Raw genomic sequence first — 25,516 nt, forward strand, 5'->3', positions numbered from 1 at the left:
TGGACCCTAGACAAGTCACATCGTTGCAGGTCAGGAGCACTCTCCGCGTTTCTGATCACCTACCGGACGCCCTGCCACGTGAAAGCGCGAGGCTAGATCACTTCTTTTCAGATGTCAGGCCGTCCACAGGGTCCCGGTTGAGAGCTGGTTGCCGCTGGGTGCAAGCACGCTGGTGACCTCGGCGATGCGGCCGTGCCGGGCTTGAAGTACCTCTGCGCGGCGTTGACGGACTTGTGGCGGCGTTTCGACGCACCGGACCCGTCGAGCTCAGGTGCTAGGCGTCCGCCGGGATGGCAGGGGCAGCACTCGTGCTGATTCCGCGTTCTGCTCGGTCAGCGCCTCGTACTCCAGCGCCATCAGGTTGATCACGGCGGCGTACGTCTGGACTCGCTCCTCAAGCTCCGAGCAGTAGCGCTGCAGTTCCGTATGCCGTCGACGCAGGTCGTCCCGTTCCTCGACCGTCTTCTGGTGTGAGCCGCGGGCGTCCTCCGCCTGGCGGACGCGGGCCTGGAAGAGGTCGCGCAGGTCGGTGTGCCGGTGGGTCAACTGCCATCGCCTGACGTCGGCTTCGACGGCGAGTTGGGAGACGCTGAGGCGGCCGGTGGAGCGTTTGGGGGAGCCGGAGAGCATACGGTCCATGGCGGCCAGGATGGCCTTGCGGACCGGGTCGGTCTCGGGCGCGGTGGTGGGGGAGTCGTTCATCGGGTCGGTTTCCTGCCCTCGTGGTGAGCGTCGAGGATGGCTTGCAGGCGGGCCAGTTCGTGCTGGTCGCGTGCGTGACGGATGGGCGGGGCGAGGGGGTCGCAGACAGTCTCTTCGAGTTCGGCGACCTGCTGTTCGATGTGGGCGATGTCGCGGTCGGTGCGGGCGAGGCAGCGGCAGTTGGGCCGGCAGTCGTCGATGTCGGGGGTGACCAGGGGATCCTCGGCGGTGCCGCGCAACTGGCAGGCGGCGGTCGCTGGGTTGAGGACGCATGTCATGCCGCGGCCGTGGTGGATCTGAAGCAGTGGGTTGCCGAGCAGGTCGCGGGACTGGCCAGCGCTGGTGAGGACGCGTCCGGCGAATGTCCGGTGGGCGGCGGTCACGCGGTGGCGGTAGGCGTCGGCGGCGGGTCCGCTGACATGCTCGCCGGCGGCCAGGGCGCGTTGGTCCTCGGCCGTGGTCTCCATCCGGTACAGCCAGTCCTCGAAGGCGTATTCGTCGGGGAACCCGGACGCGTAGGAGCCCGCGTAGCCCTGCATCAGCTGGACGTGGACGTGGCCGTACTGGATGGCTGCGGCGACCAGGCCGCGCGGGCGGCGGCGGATGAACCAGGCCAAGGTGCGGCGGAAGCGGGACGGGGCGAGGGTGCCGTGCCGGTCTTTGGGGATGGCGTCGGCGCGGCCGCCATGGGCGCAGTACGCGTTGACCCACCGAGTGAAGTCGGTGATGTCCTCGGCCGAGGTCTGGACGTCACGTGCCGTGCCCAGACGGGTGGTAGAACGGCGGTAGTTCTCGATGTACGTGGGGAAGAGCAGCTCACTGGCGTGCAGCCGCTGAAGGACCTTGATGGCCGTGGCCACCGGGGCCACCACCACCCAGGGGTCGGTCCGCTCCTCGCCCTGGGGGAGCTTGTTGCCGTCGGCGTCCACGGCGCCTTTGTAGTAGCGCCCGCCCATCAGCCACAGCCCGGTATCGGGGTCCTTGCGCAGGCAGTCGCGGCGCAGGGAGAGCACTTCCCCGGGGCGGGCGCCGGAGAGGTAGGCGATGACGATGAAGCAGGCCGTGCTCAACAGCCGGGCCAGCTGGGCTGCTTCGTGATAGTCGACGGGGGCCGTGCGCCACGGGATTCCGTCGAGGAGCCCGGTGATGGGGGTGTCCAGGGGAATGCCAGGGCTGATCGGCAGGCCTGATTCGGCGATCAGGTGTCCGGTGCCGGTGTACCTGGTTCCGCTGGAACTGGCGAAGAGCCGCTCGATGTGCCGCCAGTCGATCTGCACCCGTCCGTCCTCGGCGGTGTGCCCGGGCAGACAACCTCCTTGGGAGCGCAGCTTGTCGAGGTACGTGCTCACCTCCCGGCGCAGCTGGCCGGGGCGCCGGTCCCGCTGGTGGCGTGGGCGGTTGAGGAGTTCCGGGCTCCGTCCGTGCAATCGGGTGTGCTCGGCGTGCGCGGACAGGATGTCCGCTGCGAAGTCCTCGACGAACCGCAGTGCCCACAGCAGCAGCGTCTGCATCGTCCGTTCAGAGATGCGCGGGGTGCGGTTCTCCAGGTCCTGGCGGACCTGCTGGAACAAGTCGCGGGGGTCCTCGCCGTTCCACGGCGGGGCCGCAGGCAAGCGCAGGCAGGTCGGGAACACCTCGCGGTGGGCCCACAGGCGCCGTACCTCGCCCACGCGTCGGTACTTGCGGTCCAGCCCGATGTGCGCGTCCTGGAGATCGGCGAGGTAGCGGTCCAGATGGGCCGTGGTGACCTGCGCGAAGGACGTCAGCTGGTGGTGGCTGAGCCACCGTACGAAGGCCTTGAGGTTGGGAAACAGATGGGCAATGGAGAGCGGGGCCAGCCGTTCCCCGCGAGCGTGGCGCATGCTGCGGGTTTCGGGAAGATTCAGCAGCTGCCACACGTAGTGCTTCACCTCCAGCCGCCAAGAGGCCGGGACAGGGGCGAAGTTCAGACTGACGGTCTTGGTGTGGTCCTCGAAGATGGCCGGCGTCAGATGCCACCGGTCATCGGCGAACTTTGAGAGCGCCGCAGGGTCCGTGCCCGGCCGCACCTCTCGGCGCAGCAGCACGAGCGTGTTCGGTGCGGGCCACTCCGTGCCTTCAGGAAGACCGTCCGGCACACCGTCCCGGACCAGCGCGATGGCGGACCGGCTCATCATCGAAGATCGAGCTCCCTGTCGAGGAATCGGGTCACCAGGGTCCGGTCGGCCTCGGTGGCGGCGGTCCGTGCGTCGTCAAGGGCCGTCTTGGAGTGCCGGGAAAGCAGATCGGCGAGCTGGGCGTGCGGGGCGGCGAACCGCTGGGCCCACTGCAGCGCGGGCAACCGTGCGCGCCGCTCGGCGATCCGGTCGTGCACCAGGACCTGGATGGGCAGATGACGGGGGAGTGCCCGAGCACACGGGCAGTCCAGGCACTGCATGAACGACGCCCGGCACGGCTGCCCTACCGGCGCATGCTGCCCTCCGGTGTTGTCCGCGCAGGCGTTCATCACGGTGTCGAGTTCACCGTCGATCATCCGCTTCAGCGTGGCCACGTCCACGCCATACGTCGCGGCGACCTCCTCCGGCTCCTCCTGCGCCTGCCGCAGGTCGTCCTCGGTGAAGGTGGCCATCACACCGCGTGTCTTCGCCTTGGCCACCTCCGTCGCGAGGGCGTCGGCCACCACCTTCTGGTACTCGGCGAGGTTGCCTCGGTTGCGGGCCAGATACGTGGTCGCCAGTGTCCGCTCCGAGTGCGCCACCGGTCGTTGATGCAGCTCCACGTGGGTCAGCCGGATGATGCCCAGCGTGACCCGTAGCGGCACCGCCCGTCCCTCCGCGTCCTTCTTGTCCGCCACCAGCCCGTGAGCGTGGGCCCAGGGCCGGACCATGTCGGCCGAGAACCTTTCCGACAGCTGCGGACGGCCGGGACTGCCCTGCGCCTGTCGCACCAACAGGCGCTGCGAGGCGCTCAACTCCCGTGACCTGGCTGTCAGTTCATGCAGGAGGATGTAAAGGCCGAACGCGGTGTGCAGTGCGTCGCGTGACGACACGCTCTGCGGATCGTCCGGGATGCTGATCCAGTCGGGCACCTGGGAGAGGACCAGGCTCATGTGCTGATGACGGTCCCGACGCGGTTTGCGCCCCGCCACGATCGCCGTACCGACGTCTCCGACGTAACCGTCTGCACGATGATGGGCCGCTGGCATCGACAGGATCACGCTCGGGTTCTCACCCGTGAGCACCCCCATCAGCACCGCGCCCGCCAGAGCCTCACGCTGCGACAGGTGCAGCCATGACACGACATCCGCCACCTCGCCGTACCGCTGCACCCACGGCAGCGGCGCCTCCCGCCCGTGGCACTCGGCCCACGCACGTGGCACATCCCCCGCCCGGTCCACGCTCTCCAGCAGTTCCATGCGCCGCTGTACGACGAGATCGCCGTCGGGAAGTTCCCCGGCCCGCCAGGCCCGCAGGCTCTCCCGGTTACCGCGAATCCGGGTGGCCGCAGCGCGCAGATCAGCCCGGGCCGCCTCCGCGACCCGCTTCCACTCCGCCCGGCTCAGGCTCTCCTTGCGCTGCCCCTCGGCCCGGCGCGGCCCTTGCTCGCCCAGCTTTCCGCGCATCGCCTCGCTGAGGCCCTCCGCGTGGGCCAGCAGCAGCTTGACGTGCTCCAGATCGCGCGCCGCCGAGGCGAAGCCGCTCCGGCTCTCCAAGACCCCGTCCAGGTGCTCGGGGAGCAGGTGCTCCGGCAGGACCGGACGCCACACCAAGGTGGCCACGTGCTCGGCCAACTGGACCACCGCCCGATACGCCAAATTCATGGCGTCGAGCGAGGTCAGCCCACCGCCCGGCGCCGTCCGTGAGGCGAACGCCCTGGCCAGCATCTCCTTGAGCTCTCGCGACACTCCAAGTCGCGAGAAGTCGTAGTCCTTGGACGTACCGGTCGCCTCGTCGAAACAGCGGACCGTCAACGAGTCACCGGACTGGCACAGCCCCCAGGCCCGCTCCACCCCAGCCTGAGGCAGCGTGGCCTGACGCCCCCGGCGGCTCACCGCACCGCCAGCGGATCCGTACGCACCCGAGGATGACCGGCGAAGACATCCGCCATGAACCGCTCCACTGGGAATCCGTCGGCGTGCCGCAGCAGCAGCTCCACCTCAAGATTGCGAAACGGCTCCAGATAGACGTTCTTGGTCGTCTCCACCCGCCGGTGCCCCAGCATTGTCTGCACCAGATGCCAGTGGTCACCGAACTGCTCGCGGAAATCCCGGGTCTCCTCCTGGGACAGGTGCCCCAGCTGCCGAGCCTGCACCAGCTTGGCGACCGCGTACCACTTCAGCGCCAGCGAGTGCCGCAGCATGTGCGGCGTACACCTGAAGTCCTCAAGGCCCAGCGCGGCGATCCGCTGGTTCGCGGTCTCGAACGTGTGATGCCACCCGTGCCCGTCCCTGGGCAGCCCGTCCTCGTTCAGCCACAGAGCCAGCGGCTCAAGCCCCTGCCGCGTACGCCGGAACAGCAGCTTGCGGGCTGTGGGATCCAGATCGTTCCACGCCGTCGTCTTCCGCTCACCGTCCTCGGTCTCCAGCGTCACCGTGCGACGCCCCTCCAGACCGACCACGACCTGGCGCTCAGCCACCCGCTCGTAGCGGCCCGCCACCTGCGCGCGCCGCACCGCCCGCGCCCGGGATCCCTCCACGTACGACAGCACGTCCGAGAGCACCGCACGCGGCATCCAGTACGCGTGCCCATAGCCGCCCTTCGCGCAGGCATCCGCCAGGGCACACGTGTAGTAGCCCCGGCCTCGCGTCTCCTCCGGGAGCTCCGGCAGCACCACGCTCGCCCACTCCGACAACCGCAGCCCGGTGCCGTACAGGCCGTCGGCGAACACACCGTCCCGCTGCTCGTTACGGCCGCCCCACGCGGCGTCCTCGCGACCGTCCAGATCCAGCCCGCGCAGACCCAGATCCCGCCACCGCGCATAGCCGTCCGGGTCCAGCCACTTCACGTCCTCCTGCTTGCGGCCCCGGCAGGTCTCCAACTCCTCGAAGGGGTTGACCACGTGGAATCGGCCGCCCACCCACCGGTAGAACGTCTTCAGCCCCGCGGCATCCCGGTAGAACGAGCTGCGCTGCACCCGCTGCGGGTTCCGCGGATCTGTCACCCGCCAGAACTGAAACTCCCGTGCGTCATCCTCGGTCGCTTCCCACCAGCCGCGATCCAGCGGCAACAGGAAGTTCAACCACAGACACACCGAGTACGCGTAGTCCCGGTTCGTCCGCACCGCGCGGCCCCGCATCTTCGCTGAGGAGAAGAACGCGTTCACCCGAAGATCAGGGCGGCCATCAGGACCGATCAGAAACCACTGCCCATGCGCGCCGCCCGAGTCCACGACCCAGGCGACGAGATCGGCCGCGTACTGGGTGCACGCCTCCGGGAGCGGAACCCGCGTCCCCTTCTTCAGGTCGTACCGGTACGCATGCCAGCGCCCACTGTTCATTCCCACCGTGCTCACGCACGGCATAACGTCAAACCGAGCAACAGGTCACTGGCTACAGAACGATCGGGAAGACGTAGGAGAAGTTCCCGAAGCCCTTCTTCAGGGCCAACTCGCGCACCGCCGCGTACGAACCGGCGAAGCCGATGCCGGCGATGATCACGGCACCGGCCACGACCACGCCGATGAGAACGCGGTGCGTCCGAGTCAGTTGCAGTGGCGCGGCCACCCGTACTCCCCTCCCCTTGCGTGCTGTTGCGCGCAACAGGGTGGCACACATGTGCGGAGGACGGGTGGCCGGTTCCCGTCGTAACGGTTCAGCTCTTCGACGCGGGCTTCTTGGACGGGGAGGACGAGGCGCCCTTCGAGGGCTTGTCCGACGTGTCCTTGGAAGGCGACTTCGACGCCGACTTGGAGGGCGACTTCGACGGGTCGCCACCCGCCTTGCCGCCGCCCTCGCCGTTCGCCTCGGACACCGCGCCGACGGCCTCCTTGGCGGCCTTCTTCGCGTCCTTCAGCATGTCCGCGCCGCTCGGCGTCTTGTCGCCGGCCAGACCCGCTCCGTAGTAGTCCAGCGTGACCACGACGTTCTCGACGCGCGCCACGACCGTCTGCTGCTTGAAGGTGCCTTCCTTCTTCTTCAGGTCGTAGCGCACGGCCGTCGCCTGGTCGCCCGTGCCGGCCACCGGCTCCGTCTTGACGCTCTTGGCGCCCTCGACGGCCTGGGCCTCCTGGACCTGCTTCTCGAAGTGCTCCTGGGCCAGCTTGTCAGCCGGACCACGGGTGACGTCCGACTCGAAGCGCAGCATCGAAACGTTCAGCCAGCGGAACTGCGAACCCTTCACGCCGTTGTTGTCGAGGCTGTTCCAGGAGCAGCTGCCCCGGGTCGAGATGTCGTCCGACTTGCCCTCCTTGCCGGACTTGCCCTTCGGAACGAGGTCCTCCAGCGTCTTCTTCGAGAGCACCTTGCACGGCTCCGGAAGCTTGCCGTACGCCGCCGCCTGCACCGTCGGTGACGGACTCGCCGACGCCGACGCCGCGGCCTTCGCGGCCTTGTCCGTGCTGTCGCCGGAGCCGGAGTCCGAGGAGCAGCCGGCGGCGACCAGCATCACGGGGACGGCGGCCGCGCAGACAAGGACACGGCCCCGGCGCTTGGCTCGCTGGTCACGCTCTACTCGCTGTGCTCGTCGCTGCATGGTTCCTTCACTCATGACGCTCGTGGTTCCCTGCGGTCGGAACGGGTCCGAGTGGTCACCGTACGCGGTGAGGCAACCGTGTGTTCTTCCTTCGGGTGCTTTGCGGGCAGGGGTGAAGGGGCCGTGAAGGGGCCTCAGCCGCCCAGCGAATCCGCCAGCTGCGCGGCCAGATTCTGCGCCCTGTCCTGCATTGTCTTGCTGTCCGGCACGACGCCGACGGTCGTCGGCTGCTCCGCGTACTCGATGGTCACGATGACGTTGGACGTGCGGAACGCCACAGTCACCGTGCGCTGCTTGGCCGTCGAACCGGAACTGCTCAGCCCGTCGTCGAGGAACGCCTCGTCGCCGAGATCCTCCAGCACCCGGGGCTGCAAGTCGGTCGGCGTCACCGAGGGCGCCGCCGACGGCGACGAGGAACCGGACGGGGACGGCGAGCCGGACGGGGACGCGGACGAACCGCCCGCCGGGGTGCTGCCGGCCGCCGTCTCGGTGGCCGTCGGCTCGGGCAGGTGGGCCGACGCCTCCTGCTCCGCGAAGAGCTGCTCGGCCTGACTGTCGTCGCTGACGGCGTTGTCGTAGGAGACGACCCGCTCGAAGTCGATCAGCAGATGGTCGGTGGCGGCGGCGGAGTCCACCTTCCAGCGGCAGCCGACCTTGCGGTCGGTGTCGAAGGTGGTCGTCGGCACGCCCTCGTAGGCCGTCTCGCGCTGCTTCTCGTCACTGATCTGCCGGATGCCGGGGAGGAGTTCGTCGAGCGTGCTCTCGCTGACCTCGGCGCAGGGCTCGGGCAGGGTGCGGTAGCGGCCGGGCTCGGCGGCGGGCGATGCCGTGCCCGTGTCGCCGGGGTTGGAGTCGTCCGTCGGGCCGCCGTCGGTCGAGCCGCCGGTGCAGCCGACCAGTACCGCCGCGAGGAGCACGGCGATACCGGGTGCGCACGCCTTTCGTTGCACGTGGTGGCTCCTCTCGAGACGGATATTGGCTTGCCGCCGTACGGGCGGCGATGGACACAATGTGTATCGCACGCACTGCCGTGGACGCCGGTCCGATTTCCTTTTCGTCGACCTTGGCGCCGGTATTTGCTGTTGAGGACTTTTGTTCATTTACGGGGGATTGAGGGCGTTATGTCGTACGTAGAGATACCGGGTGCGAAGGTACCGATCCGGATGTGGACCGACCCGGCCTCGGTCGAGGAGGGCGCGCTCCAGCAGTTGAGGAACGTGGCGACCCTGCCCTGGATCAAGGGCCTCGCGGTCATGCCCGACGTGCACTACGGCAAGGGTGCGACGGTCGGCTCGGTCATCGCGATGCGGGGTGCGGTGTGCCCGGCGGCGGTGGGCGTCGACATCGGCTGCGGAATGTCGGCGGTGAAGACGTCCCTGACGGCCAACGACCTGCCCGGCGACCTGTCCCGGCTGCGGTCGAGGATCGAGCAGGTGATTCCGGTGGGGCGCGGGATGCATGACGAACCGGTCGACCCGGGGCGGTTCCATGGGCTGGCCACGGCTGGCTGGGACGGGTTCTGGGGGCGGTTCGACGGGGTGGCGGAGGCGGTCAAATTCCGTCAGGAACGTGCCACCAAGCAGATGGGAACGCTCGGCGGAGGAAACCACTTTGTCGAAGTTTGCACGGATACGACCGGTTCCATCTGGCTCATGCTGCACTCCGGAAGCCGGAACATCGGCAAGGAACTGGCCGAGCACCACATCGGCGTGGCCCAGAAGCTCCCGCACAACCAGGGTCTGGTCGACCGCGACCTCGCCGTCTTCGTCGCGGACACCCCGCAGATGGCGGCGTACCGCAACGACCTGTTCTGGGCCCAGGAGTACGCCAAGCGCAACCGTTCGCTCATGATGGCGCTCCTGAAGGACGTGGTCCGCAAGGAGTTCAAGAAGGCCAAGCCCACCTTCGAACCGGAGATCAGCGCGCACCACAACTACGTGGCCGAGGAGCGCTACGACGGGATGGACCTGCTCGTGACCCGCAAGGGCGCGATCCGGGCCGGCTCCGGCGAGTACGGGATCATCCCCGGCTCCATGGGCACGGGTTCGTACATCGTGAAGGGCCTCGGCAACGCCAAGTCCTTCAACTCGGCCTCGCACGGCGCGGGCCGGCGCATGAGCCGCAACGCGGCCAAGCGTCGGTTCTCGACGAAGGACCTGGAGGAGCAGACGCGGGGCGTGGAGTGCCGCAAGGACTCCGGTGTCGTCGACGAGATCCCCGGCGCGTACAAGCCGATCGAGCAGGTCATCGACCAGCAGCGGGACCTCGTCGAGGTCGTGGCGAAGATCAAGCAGGTCGTCTGCGTGAAGGGCTGACCGGCCGGCTCTACACCTCCCGGTGCACCTTCGTGTTCGACGCCTGGGCGCGGGGGCGCAGGACCAGGAGGTCGACGTTGACGTGGGCGGGGCGGGTGACCGCCCACGTGATCGTCTCGGCGACGTCGTCGGCCGTGAGGGGCTCGGCGACGCCCTCGTAGACCTTCTCCGCCTTCTCCTTGTCGCCGGAGAAGCGGGTCAGGGCGAACTCGTCGGTCTTGACCATGCCGGGGGCGATCTCGATGACGCGCACCGGCTGGCCGACGATCTCCAGGCGGAGGGTCTCGGCGAGGACGTGCGCGCCGTGCTTGGCGGCGACGTAGCCCCCGCCGCCCTCGTAGGTGCCGTGGCCGGCGGTGGAGGAGACGACCACGACCGTGCCGTCGCCGCTCGCGATCAGCTTGGGCAGCAGGACCTGGGTGAGGTTGAGGGTGCCGATGACGTTCGTCTCGTACATCTGGCGCCAGTCGGCCGGGTCGCTGCTCGCGACCGGGTCGGCGCCGAGCGCGCCGCCCGCGTTGTTGACCAGCACGCCGATCGTCTTGAACGCCGTGGCGAACTCGTCGACCGCGGCGCGGTCGGTGACGTCGAGGGTGTACGCCGTTGCATGGTGGCCGGCGCCGGTGATCTCCTCGGCCAGGGCCTCGATGCGGTCCTTGCGGCGCGCGGTGAGGACGACGCGGTAACCCGCCGCGGCGAGCTGCCGGGCCGTGGCTGCGCCGATTCCGCTGCTCGCACCCGTGACGACGGCGATGCGGGAGGCTGCGGGCGGGGCTGCGGTGGCCATGGGTGCTCCTCGGGTCCTCGGGCGTGCGGCGGCCCGGCGTACGCGTCGGGCTCGCGGCCAGGATAGGCGGACTCCGCGGTGGGAGAATGGGGCTGGGTGGTCCTCTGTTCTCCCGGAGGCGATCATGGGCGAGGCACGCGAGGTCATGGACCGGCTCACGGACGCGGTCACCACACACAGGGATCTGAAGGTCGTCGGCGAGCTCTACGCCGAGGACGCGGTCGCCTTCACGTCCGACGAGGGCGAGCTGCGCGGGCGCGACACCATCGTCGAGTACTGGCGGACGATGACGGAGGCGGTTCCCGGCGCGACGTTCGAGGTGCTGCACTCCTACGAGGCCGGTGACACGGCCATCGACGAGGGGATCTACCGCGGCCGCAACACCGGGCCGCTCGAGCTGCCCAACGGTGAGACGCTGCCGCCGACGCAGAAGGAGGTCCGGATCCGCGGGGTGGACATCGCCACCGTGAGGGACGGGCGGATCGTCGACTACCGGCTGTACTTCGACGAGATGGACTTCCTCGGGCAGTTGGGGCTGCTGCCCGACGAGCCGTTCTGAGGCTTCCGGGGGGCCGGTCGGTTTCCCCGCGGGGGCGTGTACATGACGACCGCCCCGGTCGGTTTCCCCGCGCGGCGTACGTGATGACCGCCGTGCCCGCGAGGCAGACCAGGGTGCCCGTGATGTCCCAGCGGCCCGGGCGGTAGCCGTCCGCGACGACGCCCCACAGGGTCGAGCCGGCGACGAGGATCCGGCCGTACGCGGCGAGGACGCGGCCGAAGCGGGCGTCGGGCTGGAACGTCGCGACGAAGCCGTAGGCGCCGAGCGCGAGGACGCCGCCGGCCGCCCAGAGCCAGCCCTTGTGTTCGCGCACGCCCCGCCGGACGAGCCAGGCGCCACCGATTTCGAGGAGGGCGGCGAGGGCGAGGAGGGCGGCGGAGCGGAGCACGGACATGGCGGTCGGCTTCGCATGTGCTTGCCCCCGGGGGCGGCGAGGCGGTCGAGGTGGAGCCGGCCGGAGCCCGGCTCGGGGAATAGGCCCGGGTGGGCTGCCGTTCCTCGATATGGTTGAACCGTAAACATCACGGAGGGTGAGCGACCATGCAGTTCGGGATCTTCAGCGTCGGCGACGTCACGCCCGACCCCACCACGGGCCGGACGCCCACGGAGCGCGAGCGGATCAAGGCCATGGTCGCCATCGCGCAGAAGGCCGAGGAGGTGGGGCTCGACGTCTTCGCGACCGGCGAGCACCACAACCCGCCGTTCGTGCCCTCGTCCCCGACCACGATGCTCGGCTACGTCGCGGCCCGCACCGAGCGGCTGATCCTCTCCACGGCCACGACCCTGATCACCACCAACGACCCCGTGAAGATCGCCGAGGACTTCGCGATGCTCCAGCACCTGGCCGACGGCCGGGTGGACCTGATGCTGGGACGCGGGAACACCGGCCCGGTCTACCCCTGGTTCGGGCAGGACATCCGGCAGGGCATCAACCTCGCCGTCGAGAACTACGCCCTGCTGCACCGGCTGTGGCGCGAGGACGTCGTCGACTGGGAGGGCACGTTCCGCACGCCCCTGCAGGGCTTCACCGCCACGCCCCGCCCGCTGGACGGCGTACCGCCGTTCGTCTGGCACGGCTCGATCCGCTCCCCGGAGATCGCCGAGCAGGCCGCGTTCTACGGCGACGGCTTCTTCCACAACAACATCTTCTGGCCGGCCGACCACACCCGGCGCATGGTCGAGCTGTACCGGACGCGGTACGCCCACCACGGGCACGGCACGCCCGAGCAGGCGATCGTCGGGCTCGGCGGACACGTCTTCATGCGGAGGAACGCGCAGGACGCGGTGCGCGAGTTCCGGCCCTACTTCGACGTCGCGCCGGTGTACGGGCACGGGCCGTCGCTGGAGGACTTCATGGACCAGACGCCACTGACCGTCGGCTCTCCCCAGCAGGTCATCGAGAAGACGCTGGCCTTCCGCGGTTACGCCGGCGACTACCAGCGCCAGCTGTTCCTGGTCGACCACGCCGGGCTGCCGCTGAAGACCGTCCTGGAGCAGATCGACCTGCTGGGCGAGGAGGTCGTGCCGGTGCTGCGCAAGGAGTTCGCCGTGGACCGCCCGGCGGACGTGCCCGACGCCCCCACGCACGCGGACCGGCTCGCCCGGGCCCGAGGGTGAGGGGACGGTAGGGCCCGGCTCCACGGTCGCCCGGCCCCTGGTGAGAGGGCAGTAAGAAGGGCGCTCCGGCGCAGCGCATACGGTTCCGGGAACCCACGGACTTGGCACACTGGACGCGTGCCCCCAACAGTGCTGCTCGCCGAAGACGACCGCGCCATCCGCAATGCCCTGGAGCGGGCCCTGACCCTGGAGGGCTACCAGGTCATGGCGGTCGCCGACGGGATCGAGGCGCTGGCGCAGGCCCACCGCAACCGACCCGACGTGCTCGTCCTGGACGTGATGATGCCCGGCATCGACGGGCTCCAGGTGTGCCGGGTGCTGCGCGCGGAGGGCGACCGGACGCCCGTGCTGATGCTGACGGCCCTCGTGGAGACCGCCGACCGGATCGCCGGCCTGGACGCGGGCGCCGACGACTACGTGGTGAAGCCCTTCGACGTGGAGGAGGTCTTCGCCCGGCTGCGCGCCCTGCTGCGCCGCACCAGCCCGGTGGGCGCCGGGAGCGCACCGGCGGCCGAGGCGCCCAGGCCGCTCCCGGAGCGGTTCATCGACGCCGCCGGCGTCCGCATGGACCCGCAGGCGCGCCGGGCCTGGCGGGGCGCGCGCGAGCTGGAGCTGACCCGCACCGAGTTCGAACTGCTGGAACTGCTGGTGCGCAACGCGGGCATCGTCCTCGACCACTCGACGATCTACGACCGCATCTGGGGCTACGACTTCGGGCCCGGCTCGAAGAACCTCGCCGTCTACGTCGGCTACCTGCGCCGCAAGCTCGACGAGCCGGACGCGCCGCAGCTGATCCACACGGTCCGGGGCGTGGGTTACGTGCTGCGGGAGGACTGAGTGGGCCGCCTGCGCCGGCTGCCGGTCGGGCGCCGGCCGAAGCTCGTCTCGCTGCGCACCACCTTCGCGGTGTCCTTCGCGGCGGTGACGGCGGCCGTGACGATCCTGGTCGGCATCCTGTCGTACAGCGCCGCCGCCCGGCTGGTGCGGGTGGACCAGCAGACGGTGTTCGACGAGGTCGTACAGGATCTGCGCGACGAGGTACGGCAGAACCACATGACGCCCGGCGACTTCTCGTCCGCCGCGCCGGGCCACGACCTGGTGCGGCCGGCCCGCACGGACGTGCAGGTCCTCGGCCCGGACGGGCACGTCGTCGACCGGGGCAGCCCGGGGCTGCCGGTCACCGGCACCGACGCGCGGATCGCCGCCGCGGTGCTGTCCGGGGAGGTGGCCGAGCACAAGGACGTCGACGTGGGCGACGACGTCTACCGCGTCGCCACCGTCTCCCTCGGCGGCGGCCGGGGCGCGGTGCAGGTCGCGCAGGAGTTCAGCGACGTCGAGGATCTGCTGCGGGTGCTCCAGCAGCGGACGCTGCTGCTGGTGGCGGCCGTGGTCGTCGGCGCCGGGCTGTTCGGCTGGTGGCTGGCCCGGCGGATCACGCGCCGCCTGGTCGTGCTGACCGACGCCGCCGAGGACGTCGCCCGCACCCGCCGGCTGGGCATCCAGGTGCCCGTGGCCGGCCACGACGAGGTGGGCCGCCTCGGCCGGGCCTTCGACCGCATGCTGGGCCGGCTCGCCCAGTCCGAGGAGGACCAGCGCCGCCTCGTCCAGGACGCGGGCCACGAGCTGCGCACACCGCTGACCTCCCTGCGTACGAACATCTCCCTGCTGCACCGGATCGGCGAACTCCCGCCGAAGGCCCGCGAGGAACTGGTCGCCGACCTGGGCCAGGAGGCCCGGGAGCTGACCGACCTGGTCAACGAACTGGTGGATCTCGCGGCCGGGCAGTCCGACACCGAGCCGCCCCGGCGGGTGGACGTCGCGGACCTCGCGGAGGAGGTGGCGGGAGTGGCCCGGCGCCGCAGCGGCCGGGAGATCCTGCTGCGCGCGAGCGGCGACACCACGACCGACGGGCGGCCCGGGATGCTGACCCGGGCGCTGTCCAACCTCGTCGAGAACGCGGTGAAGTTCGACCGGGGCGGCCGGGACCCCATCGAGATCGTCGTCTCGGGGCCCGCCCGCCCCGGCACGATCCGGGTCGAGGTCCTCGACCGCGGATCGGGCATCGCCGACAGCGACCTCACCCGCGTCTTCGACCGCTTCTACCGGGCCGCCGACGCCCGCTCCCTGCCGGGTTCCGGCCTGGGCCTGTCCATCGTCCGCGAGGTGGCCCTCGCCCACGGGGGAGCGCCGTTCGCCTTCCGGCGGGACGGGGGCGGGACGGTCACCGGGTTCACGGTGGGCGGGGAGCCGGCGGGAAGCGGTCACGAGGAGGGCTGAGCAGCCGGTGTGGAGGCCTGCGGGAAGCGGTCGGGAGGAGGGCTGAGCAGCCGGTGCGAGGGGTCGGGCCCGCCACCACCGCCGCGAGTCGGTCGGTCAGGCCTTGAGGGAGTAGAACCCGATCGTCGAGTTCGGCCGGAACCCGATCCGCGGGTACACGGGCGCTCCGGCGGTGGTCGCGTGCAGCGTCGCCCGGGTCAGCCCGGTCGCCCGGCCCCCCTCGTACAGGGCCTTGCGGGTCACGGCCTCCCCGTACCCTCGCCGTTCCCACGCCGGATCGGTGGCGACGAGCACGACGAAGAGCCGCCCGTCCGCCTCGACCGTGGCGGCGCAGGTCACCGGGACCCCGTCCCGCAGCCCCAGGTAGGCGAACACCCGGCTCTTCCAGAGCGAGGACCCGGCGAGTCCGTCCCGTCCGTCGTCCAGGGGGAATCCGTAGGCGCGCGAGTTGATGTCCGCGTAGGAGCGCAGGAGTTCGTCGTCCCGCACACGTGCGAAGGTCAGCTCGGGGTGGACGGGCTCGGGGATCGGCAGCAGGTCTCCCGCCATGCCGGTGCCGGGAAAGGCGTGGGCGAGCCCTGCCTCCTCGGCGGCTTTCCCGAGGAGGGCACGGGCCTCGTCCTCGAGCAGGTCCTCGAACACCCACAGAAACCCGGGGCGGGACTTCGACCGCATGATCCCGGCGGCCTCGCCGAGCCGCCGCTTCAGCGATCCGGCGTCCGCGCCGACGTCGGTCAGGGTCAGGCAGTTCCAGAAGGCGAACCGGCAGTCGGCCCACCGCACGGCGATGCCCGGCAGGTCGCGCACGTCGGCGCGGGGATCCCGGTCGAGCACCATGGCCCGCCAGACCGTGGCGAGCTGCTCCACCGATTCGATCGACTCCGCTGGATCACGCACCAGGGCCCCCTCCGGTCACCGACTTCCGCCGCACTCGTACTGCCCGTCATGCGCCCGGCTCATCCACCCGCCCGGCGTCCTCCGGCAGGGGCACCACCGTCGACACCGGCCTCGCGGGCGGTGGACGAGCAGCGGGGCGTGGGCCGGACCGGCCCCTTTTTCGCCACCGCCTGAGGCGCCCGGGCGGGCCGGTGCATAAAATCCGGTCTCATGGCGAAGCCTGACGAGCTGATCGTTGACATCGCTGCCCGTGTGGAGTCCGGGCAGAGCAACCAGATGTCCCTGACCGTGGTCGCCGGTGGTGCTGTCATCACCGGCCGGCTGGCTCCAGAATCCGTGTGGAGGGCGAGGGTCTCGGAGGTGCTGACGAACTCCGCCCGGCTGGGCGAGTTCTCCGCGGTCTTCGAAACCCCGGTGGAGAAGGAGGGGCCACCCACACATCTGCACTTCCACGTCGCTCGCATCCTCCAGGGCACGGTGGGCATCCCGGAGACGGGAGGGATGTACCGGGTCGCGATCGAGGACGTGAGCGCCTGGACCGTGGGGGACTTCAGCTACTCCGATCACTGACCTGCCGCCGTTACCGACAGCGGACATCCATGCGTGAGCGGTCGGTTCCCGCATGGATGTCCGGTGGAACACCGACGCGCTACAGCCGCCCGGCTGTGAAGTCCCGCCGGCGGCGTCGGGCAGGGCTTGCGAGCAGAAGTCACGATCTACGGCTGGAGTACCGAGAGGCGGAGAACTTCCCGGCATCGACGGCGGAGTCCGAGGTCTCGCCGCCGGCGTGCTCCTCGCCCCACTGCTGGGCGCCGGCCCTGGGCCGGGGGATGAGGAGGGTCGCCAGCATGCCGAGCGCCAGCAGCGCGGCGCAGGTGTATCCGTTGACCTGAATGGCGTGGGACATGGCATCACGGGCGGCGCCGGCGGCCGATGCCGTCTGCGGGTTCTCACCGAGCCCGGAGATCATCGCTCCGGCGCTGTCGGCAACCGCCGACGACAGCTCGTCCGCCTCGGGCGCGGGCGTTCCCCGCTGGACGAGTCGATCCGACAGGTCGGAGTCCAGCGCCGTGAAGAAGCTCGACGTCAGAATCGCGATGCCGAGCGCGGAACCGAGCTGACGTGCGGCGCTCTGGATTCCGGAGCCTTGGCCGGCGTGCTGTGGCGGCACGTCCGCCAGTACGACGTTGGTGACCTGCGCGGTGGCGAAGCCGACCCCCATGCCGTACAGGAACAGGGCGATTCCGATGATCCACCACTGCGAATCGCTGCCGGCCAGCAGGCCGAACATCAGCAGACCGATGGCCTCCAGTACCAGGCCGATGCGCACCAGGCCGATGGGGCCAATCTTCTCGGCCATGCCGAAGCTCGCTCCGCTCGCGAAGAAGCTGCCCACCGCGACGATGAAGACGATCAGCCCGGTCTGGAGCACCGAGTACCCCAGGGTGTACTGGAGCCACAGGGGCAGAACAGCGAGCATGCCGAACTCCGCCAAGGCGATGATCAGCGTCGCGATGTTGCCCGTGCTGAAGGACTTGATGCCGAACAGCGAGGTGTCCATCAGCGGTGCCGTGCCGTTCACCCGGGTCAATCGGAGCTGGAGCGCCAGGAACAGTGCCAGGCACGCCACGGAGACGACCAGCGCGGCCGGGATGACGGACAGATCCAGCGCGTCCCCGAAGGGGCCGAAGTCCTTCCGCGGTTCCCACCACCCGCAGTTACGCCCCTCGATCAGTGCGAAGGCGAGGAGCCCGAGGCCCAGGACCGACAGCACTCCGCCGACTGCGTCGATCTTGCCGGGCTGCCGGGGGGACTTCTCCAGGTACTTCATGACCCCCAGGACGATCAGCACCACGACGAAGATGTTGATGCCGAAGGCCCACCGCCAGGAGTACTCGGCGAGCCAGCCACCCAGCAGCGGTCCGACCGCGGCTGCCGCACCGATCGTGGATCCCCAGATGGCGAAGGCTTTGCCCCGGTCAGGCCCCCGGAAGGTCATGTTGAGCAGGGCGAGCGAGGTCGGCATGACGATCGCGCCGCCGATGCCCTGGGCGAACCGGCCGGCGATGAGGAGATCTCCGGAGGGCGCCAGGGCGGCGGCGATGCTCGCCAGTCCGAAGACCGCGGTTCCGATCAGGAACAGCCGACGTGCTCCCACCACGTCCGAAAGACGCCCCATCACCAACAGCAGAGCGGCCAGAATGATCGCGTAGGACTCTTGGATCCACTGGGCGTCGTAAGCCGAGATCTCCAGGTCGTCGATGATCGGCGGCATCACCACGTTGACGATGGTGAAGTCCACGACCACCAGCGACACACCGAGAGACACAGCCAGCAAGCCCAGCCAAGGGGCTCGGTTGGCTAAGGAAGACCGAGTTGGATTGTCAGACAAGGTGTTGATCCATCCTGTGTGATGCAAGCGCCCGGTTCGGCTGCCGAAGGGTGGGATGCCCGGGCCGGCCGGGGGATCCTTTCGACCCCGGCGCGTTGGCACTATGGCAGGAGTAGAGGACGAATTCTGACCTCTACTCAGACTGATCGGGAGGGCAGTCTTTGATCGCCAACCGAACGCTGGAGCTCCTCAGCCTGCTTCAGGCCAAGAAGGAGTGGACCGGTGAAGGGCTGGCCCAGCGGCTGGGCGTCTCGCCCCGGACCGTACGGCGTGACATCAACCGCCTCCGCGAGCTGGGCTATCCCGTCACGGCGACGAAAGGCCCGTCCGGCTGCTACCGCTTGTCCCGCGGAGCGCGTCTTCCTCCGCTGATAGTCGACGACGAGCAGGCCCTCGCCATCGCGCTGTCCCTCCAGACCGCACCGGCCTCGGTGACCGGCATGGGGGATGCCACCAAGCGCGCGCTGAACTCCATCAAGGAGCTGCTGCCGCCTCATGTGGCCCATCGTCTTGCGACCTTCTCCATCGAACAGATCGAGAACGCATGGGAGCTCGCTCCGCCCCAGATCGATCCCGCGCTCCTCGCGCAGCTGAGCACCGCGGCACAGCAACGCGACCTCGTGAGGTTCTCCTACCGCTCCATCAACCACGGCTCGACGGAGGAAAGCGAGGTTCTGGCCGAACCCCACCGGCTCGTCGTCTGGTCGGGTCGCTGGTACATGGTGGCCTACGACCAGCAGCGATGCTCCTGGCATGCCTACCGGCTCGACCGCATCCGGCTGCCGGCCCCCACCGCGTGGCGCTTCGGCGAGCGTGAGGTTCCCGACGAGGACATCACCCGCTTCGTCCAGAGCCAGCCCGATCGCGGTGACACCCCGGAGGCCTGGCCCTGCTGGGGCACCGTCCTGATGGAGTGCCCCGCGGCACTGGTGGCGAAATGGGCTCCGGGGGCCGCCAGCTTCGAAGCGATCGATGACCGGATCACCCGGATCCAGATGGGGGCCTGGTCGTGGTCGGCGCTCATCGGCTTTCTGATCACCTTCGATTGCCGGTTCACCGTGGAAGGACCGCCCGAACTCGCCGAAGCGGCCCGGAAGGTGATGGGCCGCATCGACGTCGACATCACCGGCCCGACGGACGCCCGGCGCCGTCAGCGGCAACGCCCGCTCGAACGCGGTCGGGTGAAGTCCGGCGAGCGATCGGACAACTGACCGCGCCTCCGACTCGGTGGACGGGCCTGTCGAAGATCCCCGTCCGCCCCGGGGTCAGAGGCGGGTCGTGCCGGCTCGGCCCGCCGAAGCAGCGGCTTGATGGAGCTGACCAGCCTCTTCGGCCGGGGCGCAGCAGGCGCAGCCCGGAGCGCAGCCGCAGCCGTCCTGGCCGGCTGCCTTGTCCGTCATCGTTCCGACAGGCATGGCGCAGCAGTTGTCGCCGCGCCATGCCGCACGCCCCTCCTTGATCGCGACGGCGGCGATCACCAGGGCGGCGATCGGGTCGGCCCAGCCCCAGCCGAACAGGGAGTTGGCGAGCAGGCCCAGCAGAAGGACGCCCGAGAGGTAGGTGCACAGCAGGGTTTGCTTGGAGTCGGCGACCGCGGAGGCGGAGCCGAGTTCGCGGCCCGCGCGGCGCTGGGCGGCGGACAGGAAGGGCATGACGGCCAGGGAGAGGGCGGCCAGCACGATGCCCGCAGTGGAGTGCTCGGCTTCGCCCGAGCCGGTCAGCGCTCGGACGGAGTCGACGGTGACATAGGTGGCGAGGGCGAAGAAGGAGAGCGCGATGACGCGCAGGGCGGTCTTCTCGCGGGCCTCGCGGACAGCGTGATCACGGGCCGAGAACTGCCACGCCACTGCGGCCGCGGAGGACACCTCGACGACCGAGTCCAGGCCGAAGCCGACCAGGGCGGTGGAGGAGGCCATGGTGCCCGCGGTGATGGCGACGATCGCCTCGACGACGTTGTAGGTGATGGTGGCGGCGACCAGCAGACGTATGCGACGGGCCAGTTGGGCGTGTCGGGCCGGCGGCGGGCCGAGGGATATCGGGGTCGCCATCAGCAGCAGCCCTTCTCGTCGGCCTCCACGCAGGTGCGGTCGGCCTCGACGGCGAGGACGGCATCGCGCAGGTCGTCCAGGGCATGGCCGAGTCGGGCATCGGACAGTTCGTAGCGCATGCGCCGGCCTTCGGGGACGGCGACGACGATGCCGCAGTCGCGCAGGCAGGCGAGGTGGTTCGACAGCCGGGTGCGGGAGATCTCCAGCTTGTCCGCCAGGTCGGCCGGGTGAGCGGGGGCCTCGCGCAGGGCGAGCAGGATGCGGCAGCGGATCGGGTCGGCGAGCGCACGGCCGAAACGGGCCAGGGCGTCGATGTCGGAGGCGATGCTCAGCATGCTCAAACAGTACATGGATTGATGAATTCAGAGAATCCTGAACCGATGTGCTCGGTGTGCTCCGGAACGCTGCTGCAGCGGAACGGGTAGCGGCGCTTGGCCTGTGGGAGAGTGCCCGGCCGGCGAGGCCGACCGTCCCGGCCGCCTGGCGGCCCCGCCCCGCACAGGACGAAGGCGGGACCCGAAGACCCCGCCCGAACCCCCTGAAACCCGAACTCAGGGCCACACCAGGCAATAAGGCTGATGCCCCGCCTCATGCAACCGATGGCTGAAGTCCTGCCACTCGTGCAGCGGTTGAGAGAGGCGGGATGTGTCCCGGCGATTTGTGCGCTGACCAGCGAGAACTGCTCTCGGTAGTTCTCGCTGGTCGGCGTCATTTCCCGGCCGTTCTCGCAGACATGCCAACGTTGTAGGCCGACTTTGTCCTTCCTGCGCGGACGCATGGCGTCGCTTGCAGGAGGTTCGCCCTGCGGCGGTTCACTCGGCCTGAGAGCCATGCTCCCGGAGGAGGCGCAGGCTCAGCCGGCGGCGGACATCATCGCACCCAGCAATGCGGGGACGATGACCAGGCCCGATGCGCGTGCCATCGTCTTGTTTCCAAGCTTCTCGGGCATCCGGCGCACAACAAAGGCCGCGACCAGGGCGAGCGGAAAGACCACCAGGGCGGCCTCGTCGAGGCCGACACCGTGACCGGACAGGCGTCCGACGCCGGTCATCGCCACCACTCCGACGAGCAGCGCGAGCAGCACCGACCCCGCTCCGAACCACCGGCCCTCGATGTTCTCGATGACCTTGCCGAAGCCGGCTCCGGAGAGCTTCATCCGCACGGAACTCGTCAGGGCCGCTCCCAGGACGCCGAACCCGGCGACGAGGAAGGTCCACTGGAGGGTCGTCGCAACGGTCTGCATGGCGCGTCTCCTTTCCTCAGAGCTGGCTTACCAGCAGTTCTTGACGACCTGGTCTACGCCCAGGATCTCCATCGCGATCGCGCCCATGCCGGTTCCGGACTCCTCGAAGACCTCCATGATGGCCTTCTTGAAGCTCTTCTTGCCGCGCTTCTTCTTGTCCTGGATCTTCTTGACGACCTTCTTGATGCCGCCGAGCTTGTCGATGGCCTTCTTGACCTTGTAGATCTTCCCGACGGCCAGGAGGTTCGATCCCACGGCCAGCAGGATTCCCCGGGCGCAGCCGCCGGCGTTGAACTTCATCGGCTGGACGCGTCCCTCGCCCGCCGTCTCCCCGAGGCGCGCCTGAAGCCACTGCTCGGTGGCTTCCTGCCCCTGCTCAAGGATCTCTTCCGGGATCTCGCTGACGATCTGGAGTGCCTCCTCCAGACCGTTGAAGGCGGCCTCTTCCTCCAGGCTCTCCAGCGCGTCGAGACCGGTTTCCACCTCGGCAGCCGCGCTCGCCTTCGGCATCGCCGAGGCATCGCGCTCGGCTGCTGTGGCACTCGCAAGCGGGGCCGCCACCCCCAGCGCCACAGCCGCCACGGTGAGTGCGGCGATCTCGCGGAGCCGCTTGTTCCACTGGCTGTTCCGTCTGGTCGAACGGGTTCCAGCTATGGATGACGTAGTCACGTCGTAGTTCCCCTGTTTCTGCTTCTTTTGTTGATCAGCAGTTGTCGGATGCGTGTCGCGGACCGTGGGTCAGACGGTCGCAGCGATCAGCGCGACATGCAGATCTTGTGATGAACACGCCTCTTGGGCAAGGATTTTGAGGAAGAGCTGAGCAAGGGGAGTCAGGAGGCGGGTGAGCCCGTTCGGCCCCCTGGGGAGGCCTGGCTGTGGTTGGAGTCGTGCGGGTTCCGGCAGGATCTAGGAGCCGTCGATGAGCCGTTCCGCCAGGAACGGCGAGAACGTCCCCGCCGGGATCCCTTGTCCCATCCCGCATGAACCGTCCGAGTCGCCTGGGACCTTGATCCACAGCAGGTAGTCGGCGCCGCCGACACCGATCGAGCTGGGGACGATATGAGAGCGACCCAGCCCAAGCGTATGGTCGGGGCTTCGATCAGAAACTGGACAACGCCAAGGAGGCCATGCGGTGAGCGGCCCCGCCCACCGAACGACACCTCAGGCAGTCACAGGCCGGGGCCCGGGCGCCCGCATGGGTTCCGCTGTCTGTGGGCTCGTCCTCGTTCTGCCGCAGCTGGTGGCGGTCTACTTCGGGTTTCTCGCTCACATGGCCCACCCCGCCGGCCCTTGGGACAGCGAGACCGTCGCCCACTCCGACTTCGCTTCCGGTCTCGTCCTGGTCGTCTCGGCCGTCACGGCCCTGTTGACGTGGCTGTTCGTCAAGGCGACGTGGCTACGCAAGTGGTGGTACGCCATCCCCACGGCCCTGGCCATCGCCGCGCTGCTGCGGCTGACGGTGTTCGCGCCGGAGATCTGAGTTTCGTACCTGGGGCGGCTGACGCGCTCGACCGCGCCTCAATCCGGAGGAGAGAGCGGGGAGCACAGGATCGGCGCCGGCCGTCGAGGAGGGGGCGGGCTGCCCGCTACTTGCGACGGCTCTCACGTCTGGGGCGTTGCAGCAACAGCAGGATGTGATCCCTCCCCGCGAGCGCGGGGCGAGGTACCTCCAGGCGGCCCCGGAGGACGGCATGTCGCCCTCCGGCACGCCTACGCCTCCGTGCTCCTGGACGCGGGGGAGAGCAGTAAGGCGCTCTCCGAGTACCTCGGCCACTCGGACCCCGGCTTCACGCTGCGGACGTACACGCATCTACTGCCGTCCAGCGAGAGCCGGACCCGCAAGGCGCGACGATGCCTTCATCCGAAGTCCCGCCGAAGCAGGGGAGGTCGAGGCGGAAGGCAGCGGCGACCCGCCCGCCACGGAGGGCACATCAGCACCCCCAGCGAAAACCAATGTGCCCTGGCCGCCTGACGGCCCCTCCCGGCACATGACAAAGGCGGGACCCGAAAGCCCCGCCCGCACCAAACGAAACCCCAGCTCAGGGCCAAACCAAGCAGTAAGGCTGATGCCCCGCCTCATGCAACCGATGGCTGAAGTCCTGCCACTCGTGCAGCGATTGGAAGAGGTGGCGTGCTGACCTGGGGTTTTTGGCGGGATGTGCGTTGACCTGCGGGAACACCTCCCCGCAGTTCTCATCGGTCTACGCCGTTTCCCATGCTCATGTGCCCTGGATGTGCCCTGGACGTGCCTTCGGCCGGTCGGGACGCAGCCCCCCCGCCCACGCTGATCTGGAGGCTGGCCACGACGCCTTGTGCGGGATTTACCGCCTCGCCATACTCGGTGGATGATCACGCCCCGTGCCTCGCATCAACGCGTGAGGAACTCCACGGAACGGCAGCGAGCTGACTTGGACGCCTACGAGGACAGGGCGCGTCGTGGGCCGTGCTTCGTGTGTGCCTTTGTCTCGGGGCACCCCGACTACGGGCATCACACGGTCTTCGAGGACGAGGACCACGTCGCCTTCCTCGACCGGTGGCCCACCCTGGCCGGCAAGGTCCTGGTCGCGCCGAAGAGGCATGTCGAGCATGTCGTTCGTGATCTCGACCAAGAGGCGTACGTCCGGCTCATGCTCGTCGTTCGGGAGGTCGCCCTCGCGGTGGAGGACTGCGTGGGAGCCGAGCGGACGTACCTGTACTCGCTGGGGAGCCAGCAGGGCAACGCGCATCTGCACTGGCACATCGCCGGCCTGCCGCCGGACGTGCCCTATGAGCAGCAGCAGTTCCACGCCCTGGTGGCCGAAGGCGGTGTGCTGGCCATGAGCCCCGAGGAGTCCGTCGACATGGCCGCGCGTATCCGTGAACGCATCGCGGCCCGCGGCGGACTCCGGGTGCTGTGACCGGATCTCAAGTCCCGGGAGCCCGGATAGTCGACTGGGCGAAGAAGCAGCCGACTCGACGATCAGCACGGGCACCGATCGCCCCGGCCGTGATGAAGGCTGCTGCCTGACCGACATCCATCTCATCGCCGGCCCATCGTCCTCACGTCGATGACCGAAGCGAACTGTCCGCCAGGATGCGCTCCAAGGATCGGTGACCCATCCGACTCATGGCCGGGTTGCTTTCGACGTAGTACCAGACCAACCCCATCGCTTGAACGAAAGCCCACGCCTTGCCTCGCTCCCATTCAAGGTCGTCGCTGCCCAGGTGATCACGGAGCACCTGCCGCGGTCCGGCCTCGAGCAGATGCCATGCGCTCACGAGATCCAGAGAAGGGTCAGCCGGTCCGAAGCCGCCAACGTCGAGAATCCCCGCCAGACGGTCGGCGGACACGAGCACGTTGCCAGGAATCAGATCGCCATGGGCCATGACGTCCGCAGCCGCACTTCGCGGCAGATCGCGCAAAGTCGCCCACATGCGGCGAAGCCGAGGAACGTCCAGGAGTTGCTCACTGTGCCTGAAACAGGTCTCCATCCAGGCGTCATGGGTTTGCAGGTCGCCTCCTCGGCCTGTACCGGCAAACGTGCGGCCACGCGTGTCGATAGCACGCAGGTCGCCGATGAGATCGGCCAAGTCGTCGGCAAACGCCACCGATTCGCCGGGGTCCTCATCGGCGGCCACGATCCCGGGCAGCCACGTCTGCACAGACCACGGAAGCGGGTAGCCTGCGCCGGGTTCACCGAGCGCGACCGGCTCGGGCGTGGGGAAACGCGTGCGACCTGCCAGCATTTGAGCTGCTTCCGCCTCGGACTCCAGCCAGCGCCGGGTCGGCTCGACTTCTGCGGACTCCAGAGGGAATCGAGCTGCGAACCGGTCACCGATACGGAAGAGGGCGTTGACCGTACCCTGCGCAGCGATGCTCCTGACCGGCAGGCTCCGCCACTCAGGAAACTGCTGATCGACCAACGTGCGCACCGTCTCAGGCGACACCGTCAGCTGGTTGGCGTGCATCTTCATGGCGGAAGCATCCGCGTCACGATCTCCAACTGCAACCAGTTTCTTGTCGCGTGACCT

23 protein-coding genes and 3 pseudogenes are annotated in these 25,516 nt (G+C 69.2%); 10 read left to right on the top strand and 16 right to left on the bottom strand.

Annotated elements, in window-relative coordinates; all coding sequences use genetic code 11:
* Nucleotides 1–267 precede the first annotated feature (267 nt).
* The 7 genes and pseudogenes from ACFY9S_RS08060 to ACFY9S_RS08090 all read right to left on the bottom strand — a co-directional run bounded on the left by ACFY9S_RS08060 (nucleotide 268) and on the right by ACFY9S_RS08090 (nucleotide 8,320).
* Nucleotides 268–702, bottom strand: a complete 435-nt coding sequence (locus tag ACFY9S_RS08060; protein WP_391124296.1) for a hypothetical protein — start codon at nucleotides 700–702, stop codon at nucleotides 268–270.
* On the bottom strand, nucleotides 699–2,858 hold the full coding sequence (locus ACFY9S_RS08065; protein ID WP_391124299.1) for an ABC transporter C-terminal domain-containing protein: 2,160 nt from the start codon (nucleotides 2,856–2,858) through the stop codon (nucleotides 699–701). Before ACFY9S_RS08065 ends, ACFY9S_RS08060 begins: the two co-directional genes overlap by 4 nt.
* Nucleotides 2,855–4,651 (bottom strand): hypothetical protein, encoded by a 1,797-nt coding sequence (locus ACFY9S_RS08070; RefSeq protein WP_391124301.1) that lies wholly within the window; start codon nucleotides 4,649–4,651, stop codon nucleotides 2,855–2,857. Before ACFY9S_RS08070 ends, ACFY9S_RS08065 begins: the two co-directional genes overlap by 4 nt.
* Before the next feature lie 77 nt (nucleotides 4,652–4,728).
* Nucleotides 4,729–6,177: an integrase gene (locus tag ACFY9S_RS08075; RefSeq protein WP_391124304.1), complete on the bottom strand. Its 1,449-nt coding sequence runs from the start codon at nucleotides 6,175–6,177 to the stop codon at nucleotides 4,729–4,731.
* Nucleotides 6,178–6,238: 61 nt separating this feature from the next.
* Nucleotides 6,239–6,403 (bottom strand): annotated as a pseudogene (locus ACFY9S_RS08080) (DUF2637 domain-containing protein); the annotation flags it as partial.
* A gap of 88 nt (nucleotides 6,404–6,491) precedes the next feature.
* The gene (locus ACFY9S_RS08085; RefSeq protein WP_391124306.1) at nucleotides 6,492–7,385 is read right to left on the bottom strand and encodes a DUF3558 family protein; all 894 of its coding nucleotides are present in this window, start codon (nucleotides 7,383–7,385) and stop codon (nucleotides 6,492–6,494) included.
* A gap of 119 nt (nucleotides 7,386–7,504) precedes the next feature.
* A complete protein-coding gene (locus ACFY9S_RS08090) occupies nucleotides 7,505–8,320 on the bottom strand; it encodes a DUF3558 domain-containing protein (RefSeq protein WP_391124309.1) in 816 nt (271 codons plus the stop codon).
* 171 nt (nucleotides 8,321–8,491) lie between these two features.
* Here ACFY9S_RS08090 and ACFY9S_RS08095 point away from each other — a divergent pair, with 171 nt between their 5' ends.
* A complete protein-coding gene (locus ACFY9S_RS08095; protein ID WP_391124312.1) occupies nucleotides 8,492–9,685 on the top strand; it encodes an RtcB family protein in 1,194 nt (397 codons plus the stop codon).
* Between the two features lie 10 nt (nucleotides 9,686–9,695).
* Here ACFY9S_RS08095 and ACFY9S_RS08100 read toward each other — a convergent pair whose 3' ends face one another.
* A complete protein-coding gene (locus ACFY9S_RS08100) occupies nucleotides 9,696–10,472 on the bottom strand; it encodes an SDR family NAD(P)-dependent oxidoreductase (protein ID WP_391124315.1) in 777 nt (258 codons plus the stop codon).
* A gap of 124 nt (nucleotides 10,473–10,596) precedes the next feature.
* On the opposite strand from ACFY9S_RS08100, the gene ACFY9S_RS08105 reads away from it, so the two are divergent.
* Nucleotides 10,597–11,031, top strand: a complete 435-nt coding sequence (locus ACFY9S_RS08105) for an ester cyclase (RefSeq protein WP_102912228.1) — start codon at nucleotides 10,597–10,599, stop codon at nucleotides 11,029–11,031.
* 67 nt (nucleotides 11,032–11,098) lie between these two features.
* Here ACFY9S_RS08105 and ACFY9S_RS08110 read toward each other — a convergent pair.
* Nucleotides 11,099–11,425, bottom strand: a pseudogene (locus ACFY9S_RS08110) (YnfA family protein); the annotation flags it as partial.
* A 146-nt stretch (nucleotides 11,426–11,571) separates the two neighbouring features.
* On the opposite strand from ACFY9S_RS08110, the gene ACFY9S_RS08115 reads away from it, so the two are divergent.
* The 3 genes from ACFY9S_RS08115 (at nucleotide 11,572) to ACFY9S_RS08125 (ending at nucleotide 14,925) form a co-directional block, all read left to right on the top strand.
* Nucleotides 11,572–12,648 carry a CE1758 family FMN-dependent luciferase-like monooxygenase gene (locus tag ACFY9S_RS08115; RefSeq protein WP_391124318.1) on the top strand — a complete coding sequence of 359 codons (1,077 nt, stop codon included), beginning with the start codon at nucleotides 11,572–11,574 and terminating at the stop codon, nucleotides 12,646–12,648.
* Nucleotides 12,649–12,765: 117 nt separating this feature from the next.
* Nucleotides 12,766–13,485, top strand: a complete 720-nt coding sequence (locus ACFY9S_RS08120) for a response regulator (RefSeq protein WP_391124321.1) — start codon at nucleotides 12,766–12,768, stop codon at nucleotides 13,483–13,485.
* Nucleotides 13,486–14,925 carry an ATP-binding protein gene (locus ACFY9S_RS08125; protein WP_391124324.1) on the top strand — a complete coding sequence of 480 codons (1,440 nt, stop codon included), beginning with the start codon at nucleotides 13,486–13,488 and terminating at the stop codon, nucleotides 14,923–14,925.
* A gap of 96 nt (nucleotides 14,926–15,021) precedes the next feature.
* On the opposite strand, the gene ACFY9S_RS08130 is transcribed toward ACFY9S_RS08125, so the two are convergent.
* Nucleotides 15,022–15,822 carry a GNAT family N-acetyltransferase gene (locus tag ACFY9S_RS08130; protein ID WP_391124327.1) on the bottom strand — a complete coding sequence of 267 codons (801 nt, stop codon included), beginning with the start codon at nucleotides 15,820–15,822 and terminating at the stop codon, nucleotides 15,022–15,024.
* A 210-nt stretch (nucleotides 15,823–16,032) separates the two neighbouring features.
* Here ACFY9S_RS08130 and ACFY9S_RS08135 point away from each other — a divergent pair, with 210 nt between their 5' ends.
* A complete protein-coding gene (locus tag ACFY9S_RS08135; RefSeq protein ID WP_102912757.1) occupies nucleotides 16,033–16,392 on the top strand; it encodes a hypothetical protein in 360 nt (119 codons plus the stop codon).
* 139 nt (nucleotides 16,393–16,531) lie between these two features.
* Here ACFY9S_RS08135 and ACFY9S_RS08140 read toward each other — a convergent pair whose 3' ends face one another.
* On the bottom strand, nucleotides 16,532–18,151 hold the full coding sequence (locus tag ACFY9S_RS08140; protein ID WP_391125482.1) for a DHA2 family efflux MFS transporter permease subunit: 1,620 nt from the start codon (nucleotides 18,149–18,151) through the stop codon (nucleotides 16,532–16,534).
* Nucleotides 18,152–18,375: 224 nt separating this feature from the next.
* On the opposite strand from ACFY9S_RS08140, the gene ACFY9S_RS08145 reads away from it, so the two are divergent.
* Nucleotides 18,376–19,425, top strand: coding sequence for a WYL domain-containing protein (locus ACFY9S_RS08145; protein ID WP_391124330.1), 1,050 nt, complete (start codon nucleotides 18,376–18,378; stop codon nucleotides 19,423–19,425).
* 54 nt (nucleotides 19,426–19,479) lie between these two features.
* Here the strand turns inward: ACFY9S_RS08145 and ACFY9S_RS08150 are convergent, their stop codons facing one another.
* The 4 genes from ACFY9S_RS08150 to ACFY9S_RS08165 all read right to left on the bottom strand — a co-directional run bounded on the left by ACFY9S_RS08150 (nucleotide 19,480) and on the right by ACFY9S_RS08165 (nucleotide 22,174).
* Nucleotides 19,480–20,262, bottom strand: a complete 783-nt coding sequence (locus ACFY9S_RS08150; RefSeq protein ID WP_391124333.1) for a cation transporter — start codon at nucleotides 20,260–20,262, stop codon at nucleotides 19,480–19,482.
* Nucleotides 20,262–20,597, bottom strand: a complete 336-nt coding sequence (locus ACFY9S_RS08155) for a metalloregulator ArsR/SmtB family transcription factor (RefSeq protein WP_391124336.1) — start codon at nucleotides 20,595–20,597, stop codon at nucleotides 20,262–20,264. Before ACFY9S_RS08155 ends, ACFY9S_RS08150 begins: the two co-directional genes overlap by 1 nt.
* Before the next feature lie 518 nt (nucleotides 20,598–21,115).
* Nucleotides 21,116–21,505, bottom strand: coding sequence for a hypothetical protein (locus ACFY9S_RS08160; RefSeq protein ID WP_391124339.1), 390 nt, complete (start codon nucleotides 21,503–21,505; stop codon nucleotides 21,116–21,118).
* Between the two features lie 27 nt (nucleotides 21,506–21,532).
* Nucleotides 21,533–22,174 carry a hypothetical protein gene (locus tag ACFY9S_RS08165; protein WP_391124342.1) on the bottom strand — a complete coding sequence of 214 codons (642 nt, stop codon included), beginning with the start codon at nucleotides 22,172–22,174 and terminating at the stop codon, nucleotides 21,533–21,535.
* A 526-nt stretch (nucleotides 22,175–22,700) separates the two neighbouring features.
* Here ACFY9S_RS08165 and ACFY9S_RS08170 point away from each other — a divergent pair.
* The 3 genes and pseudogenes from ACFY9S_RS08170 (at nucleotide 22,701) to ACFY9S_RS08180 (ending at nucleotide 24,402) form a co-directional block, all read left to right on the top strand.
* Complete coding sequence (locus ACFY9S_RS08170; protein WP_391124345.1) at nucleotides 22,701–22,985, top strand: hypothetical protein; 285 nt, start codon at nucleotides 22,701–22,703, stop codon at nucleotides 22,983–22,985.
* A 154-nt stretch (nucleotides 22,986–23,139) separates the two neighbouring features.
* Nucleotides 23,140–23,497 (top strand): annotated as a pseudogene (locus ACFY9S_RS08175) (site-specific integrase); the annotation flags it as partial.
* A 383-nt stretch (nucleotides 23,498–23,880) separates the two neighbouring features.
* Nucleotides 23,881–24,402: an HIT domain-containing protein gene (locus ACFY9S_RS08180; protein WP_391124347.1), complete on the top strand. Its 522-nt coding sequence runs from the start codon at nucleotides 23,881–23,883 to the stop codon at nucleotides 24,400–24,402.
* Between the two features lie 142 nt (nucleotides 24,403–24,544).
* Here the strand turns inward: ACFY9S_RS08180 and ACFY9S_RS08185 are convergent, their stop codons facing one another.
* A complete protein-coding gene (locus ACFY9S_RS08185) occupies nucleotides 24,545–25,459 on the bottom strand; it encodes a phosphotransferase (RefSeq protein WP_391124350.1) in 915 nt (304 codons plus the stop codon).
* Nucleotides 25,460–25,516 lie beyond the last annotated feature (57 nt).

Source organism: Streptomyces sp. NPDC012474 (assembly GCF_042955185.1).
Taxonomy (GTDB): domain Bacteria; phylum Actinomycetota; class Actinomycetes; order Streptomycetales; family Streptomycetaceae; genus Streptomyces; species Streptomyces cahuitamycinicus.

Excerpts from the sequence above, each read along its gene's own strand:
- ACFY9S_RS08060 (WP_391124296.1), bottom strand. The coding sequence starts at position 702 with ATGAACGACTCCCCCACCACCGCGCCCGAGACCGACCCGGTCCGCAAG.
- ACFY9S_RS08065 (WP_391124299.1), bottom strand. The coding sequence starts at position 2,858 with ATGATGAGCCGGTCCGCCATCGCGCTGGTCCGGGACGGTGTGCCGGAC.
- ACFY9S_RS08075 (WP_391124304.1), bottom strand. The coding sequence starts at position 6,177 with ATGAACAGTGGGCGCTGGCATGCGTACCGGTACGACCTGAAGAAGGGG.
- ACFY9S_RS08085 (WP_391124306.1), bottom strand. The coding sequence starts at position 7,385 with ATGAGTGAAGGAACCATGCAGCGACGAGCACAGCGAGTAGAGCGTGAC.
- ACFY9S_RS08095 (WP_391124312.1), top strand. The coding sequence starts at position 8,492 with ATGTCGTACGTAGAGATACCGGGTGCGAAGGTACCGATCCGGATGTGG.
- ACFY9S_RS08100 (WP_391124315.1), bottom strand. The coding sequence starts at position 10,472 with ATGGCCACCGCAGCCCCGCCCGCAGCCTCCCGCATCGCCGTCGTCACG.
- ACFY9S_RS08105 (WP_102912228.1), top strand. The coding sequence starts at position 10,597 with ATGGGCGAGGCACGCGAGGTCATGGACCGGCTCACGGACGCGGTCACC.
- ACFY9S_RS08115 (WP_391124318.1), top strand. The coding sequence starts at position 11,572 with ATGCAGTTCGGGATCTTCAGCGTCGGCGACGTCACGCCCGACCCCACC.
- ACFY9S_RS08135 (WP_102912757.1), top strand. The coding sequence starts at position 16,033 with ATGGCGAAGCCTGACGAGCTGATCGTTGACATCGCTGCCCGTGTGGAG.
- ACFY9S_RS08150 (WP_391124333.1), bottom strand. The coding sequence starts at position 20,262 with ATGGCGACCCCGATATCCCTCGGCCCGCCGCCGGCCCGACACGCCCAA.
- ACFY9S_RS08155 (WP_391124336.1), bottom strand. The coding sequence starts at position 20,597 with ATGCTGAGCATCGCCTCCGACATCGACGCCCTGGCCCGTTTCGGCCGT.
- ACFY9S_RS08160 (WP_391124339.1), bottom strand. The coding sequence starts at position 21,505 with ATGCAGACCGTTGCGACGACCCTCCAGTGGACCTTCCTCGTCGCCGGG.
- ACFY9S_RS08170 (WP_391124345.1), top strand. The coding sequence starts at position 22,701 with ATGGGTTCCGCTGTCTGTGGGCTCGTCCTCGTTCTGCCGCAGCTGGTG.
- ACFY9S_RS08185 (WP_391124350.1), bottom strand. The coding sequence starts at position 25,459 with ATGAAGATGCACGCCAACCAGCTGACGGTGTCGCCTGAGACGGTGCGC.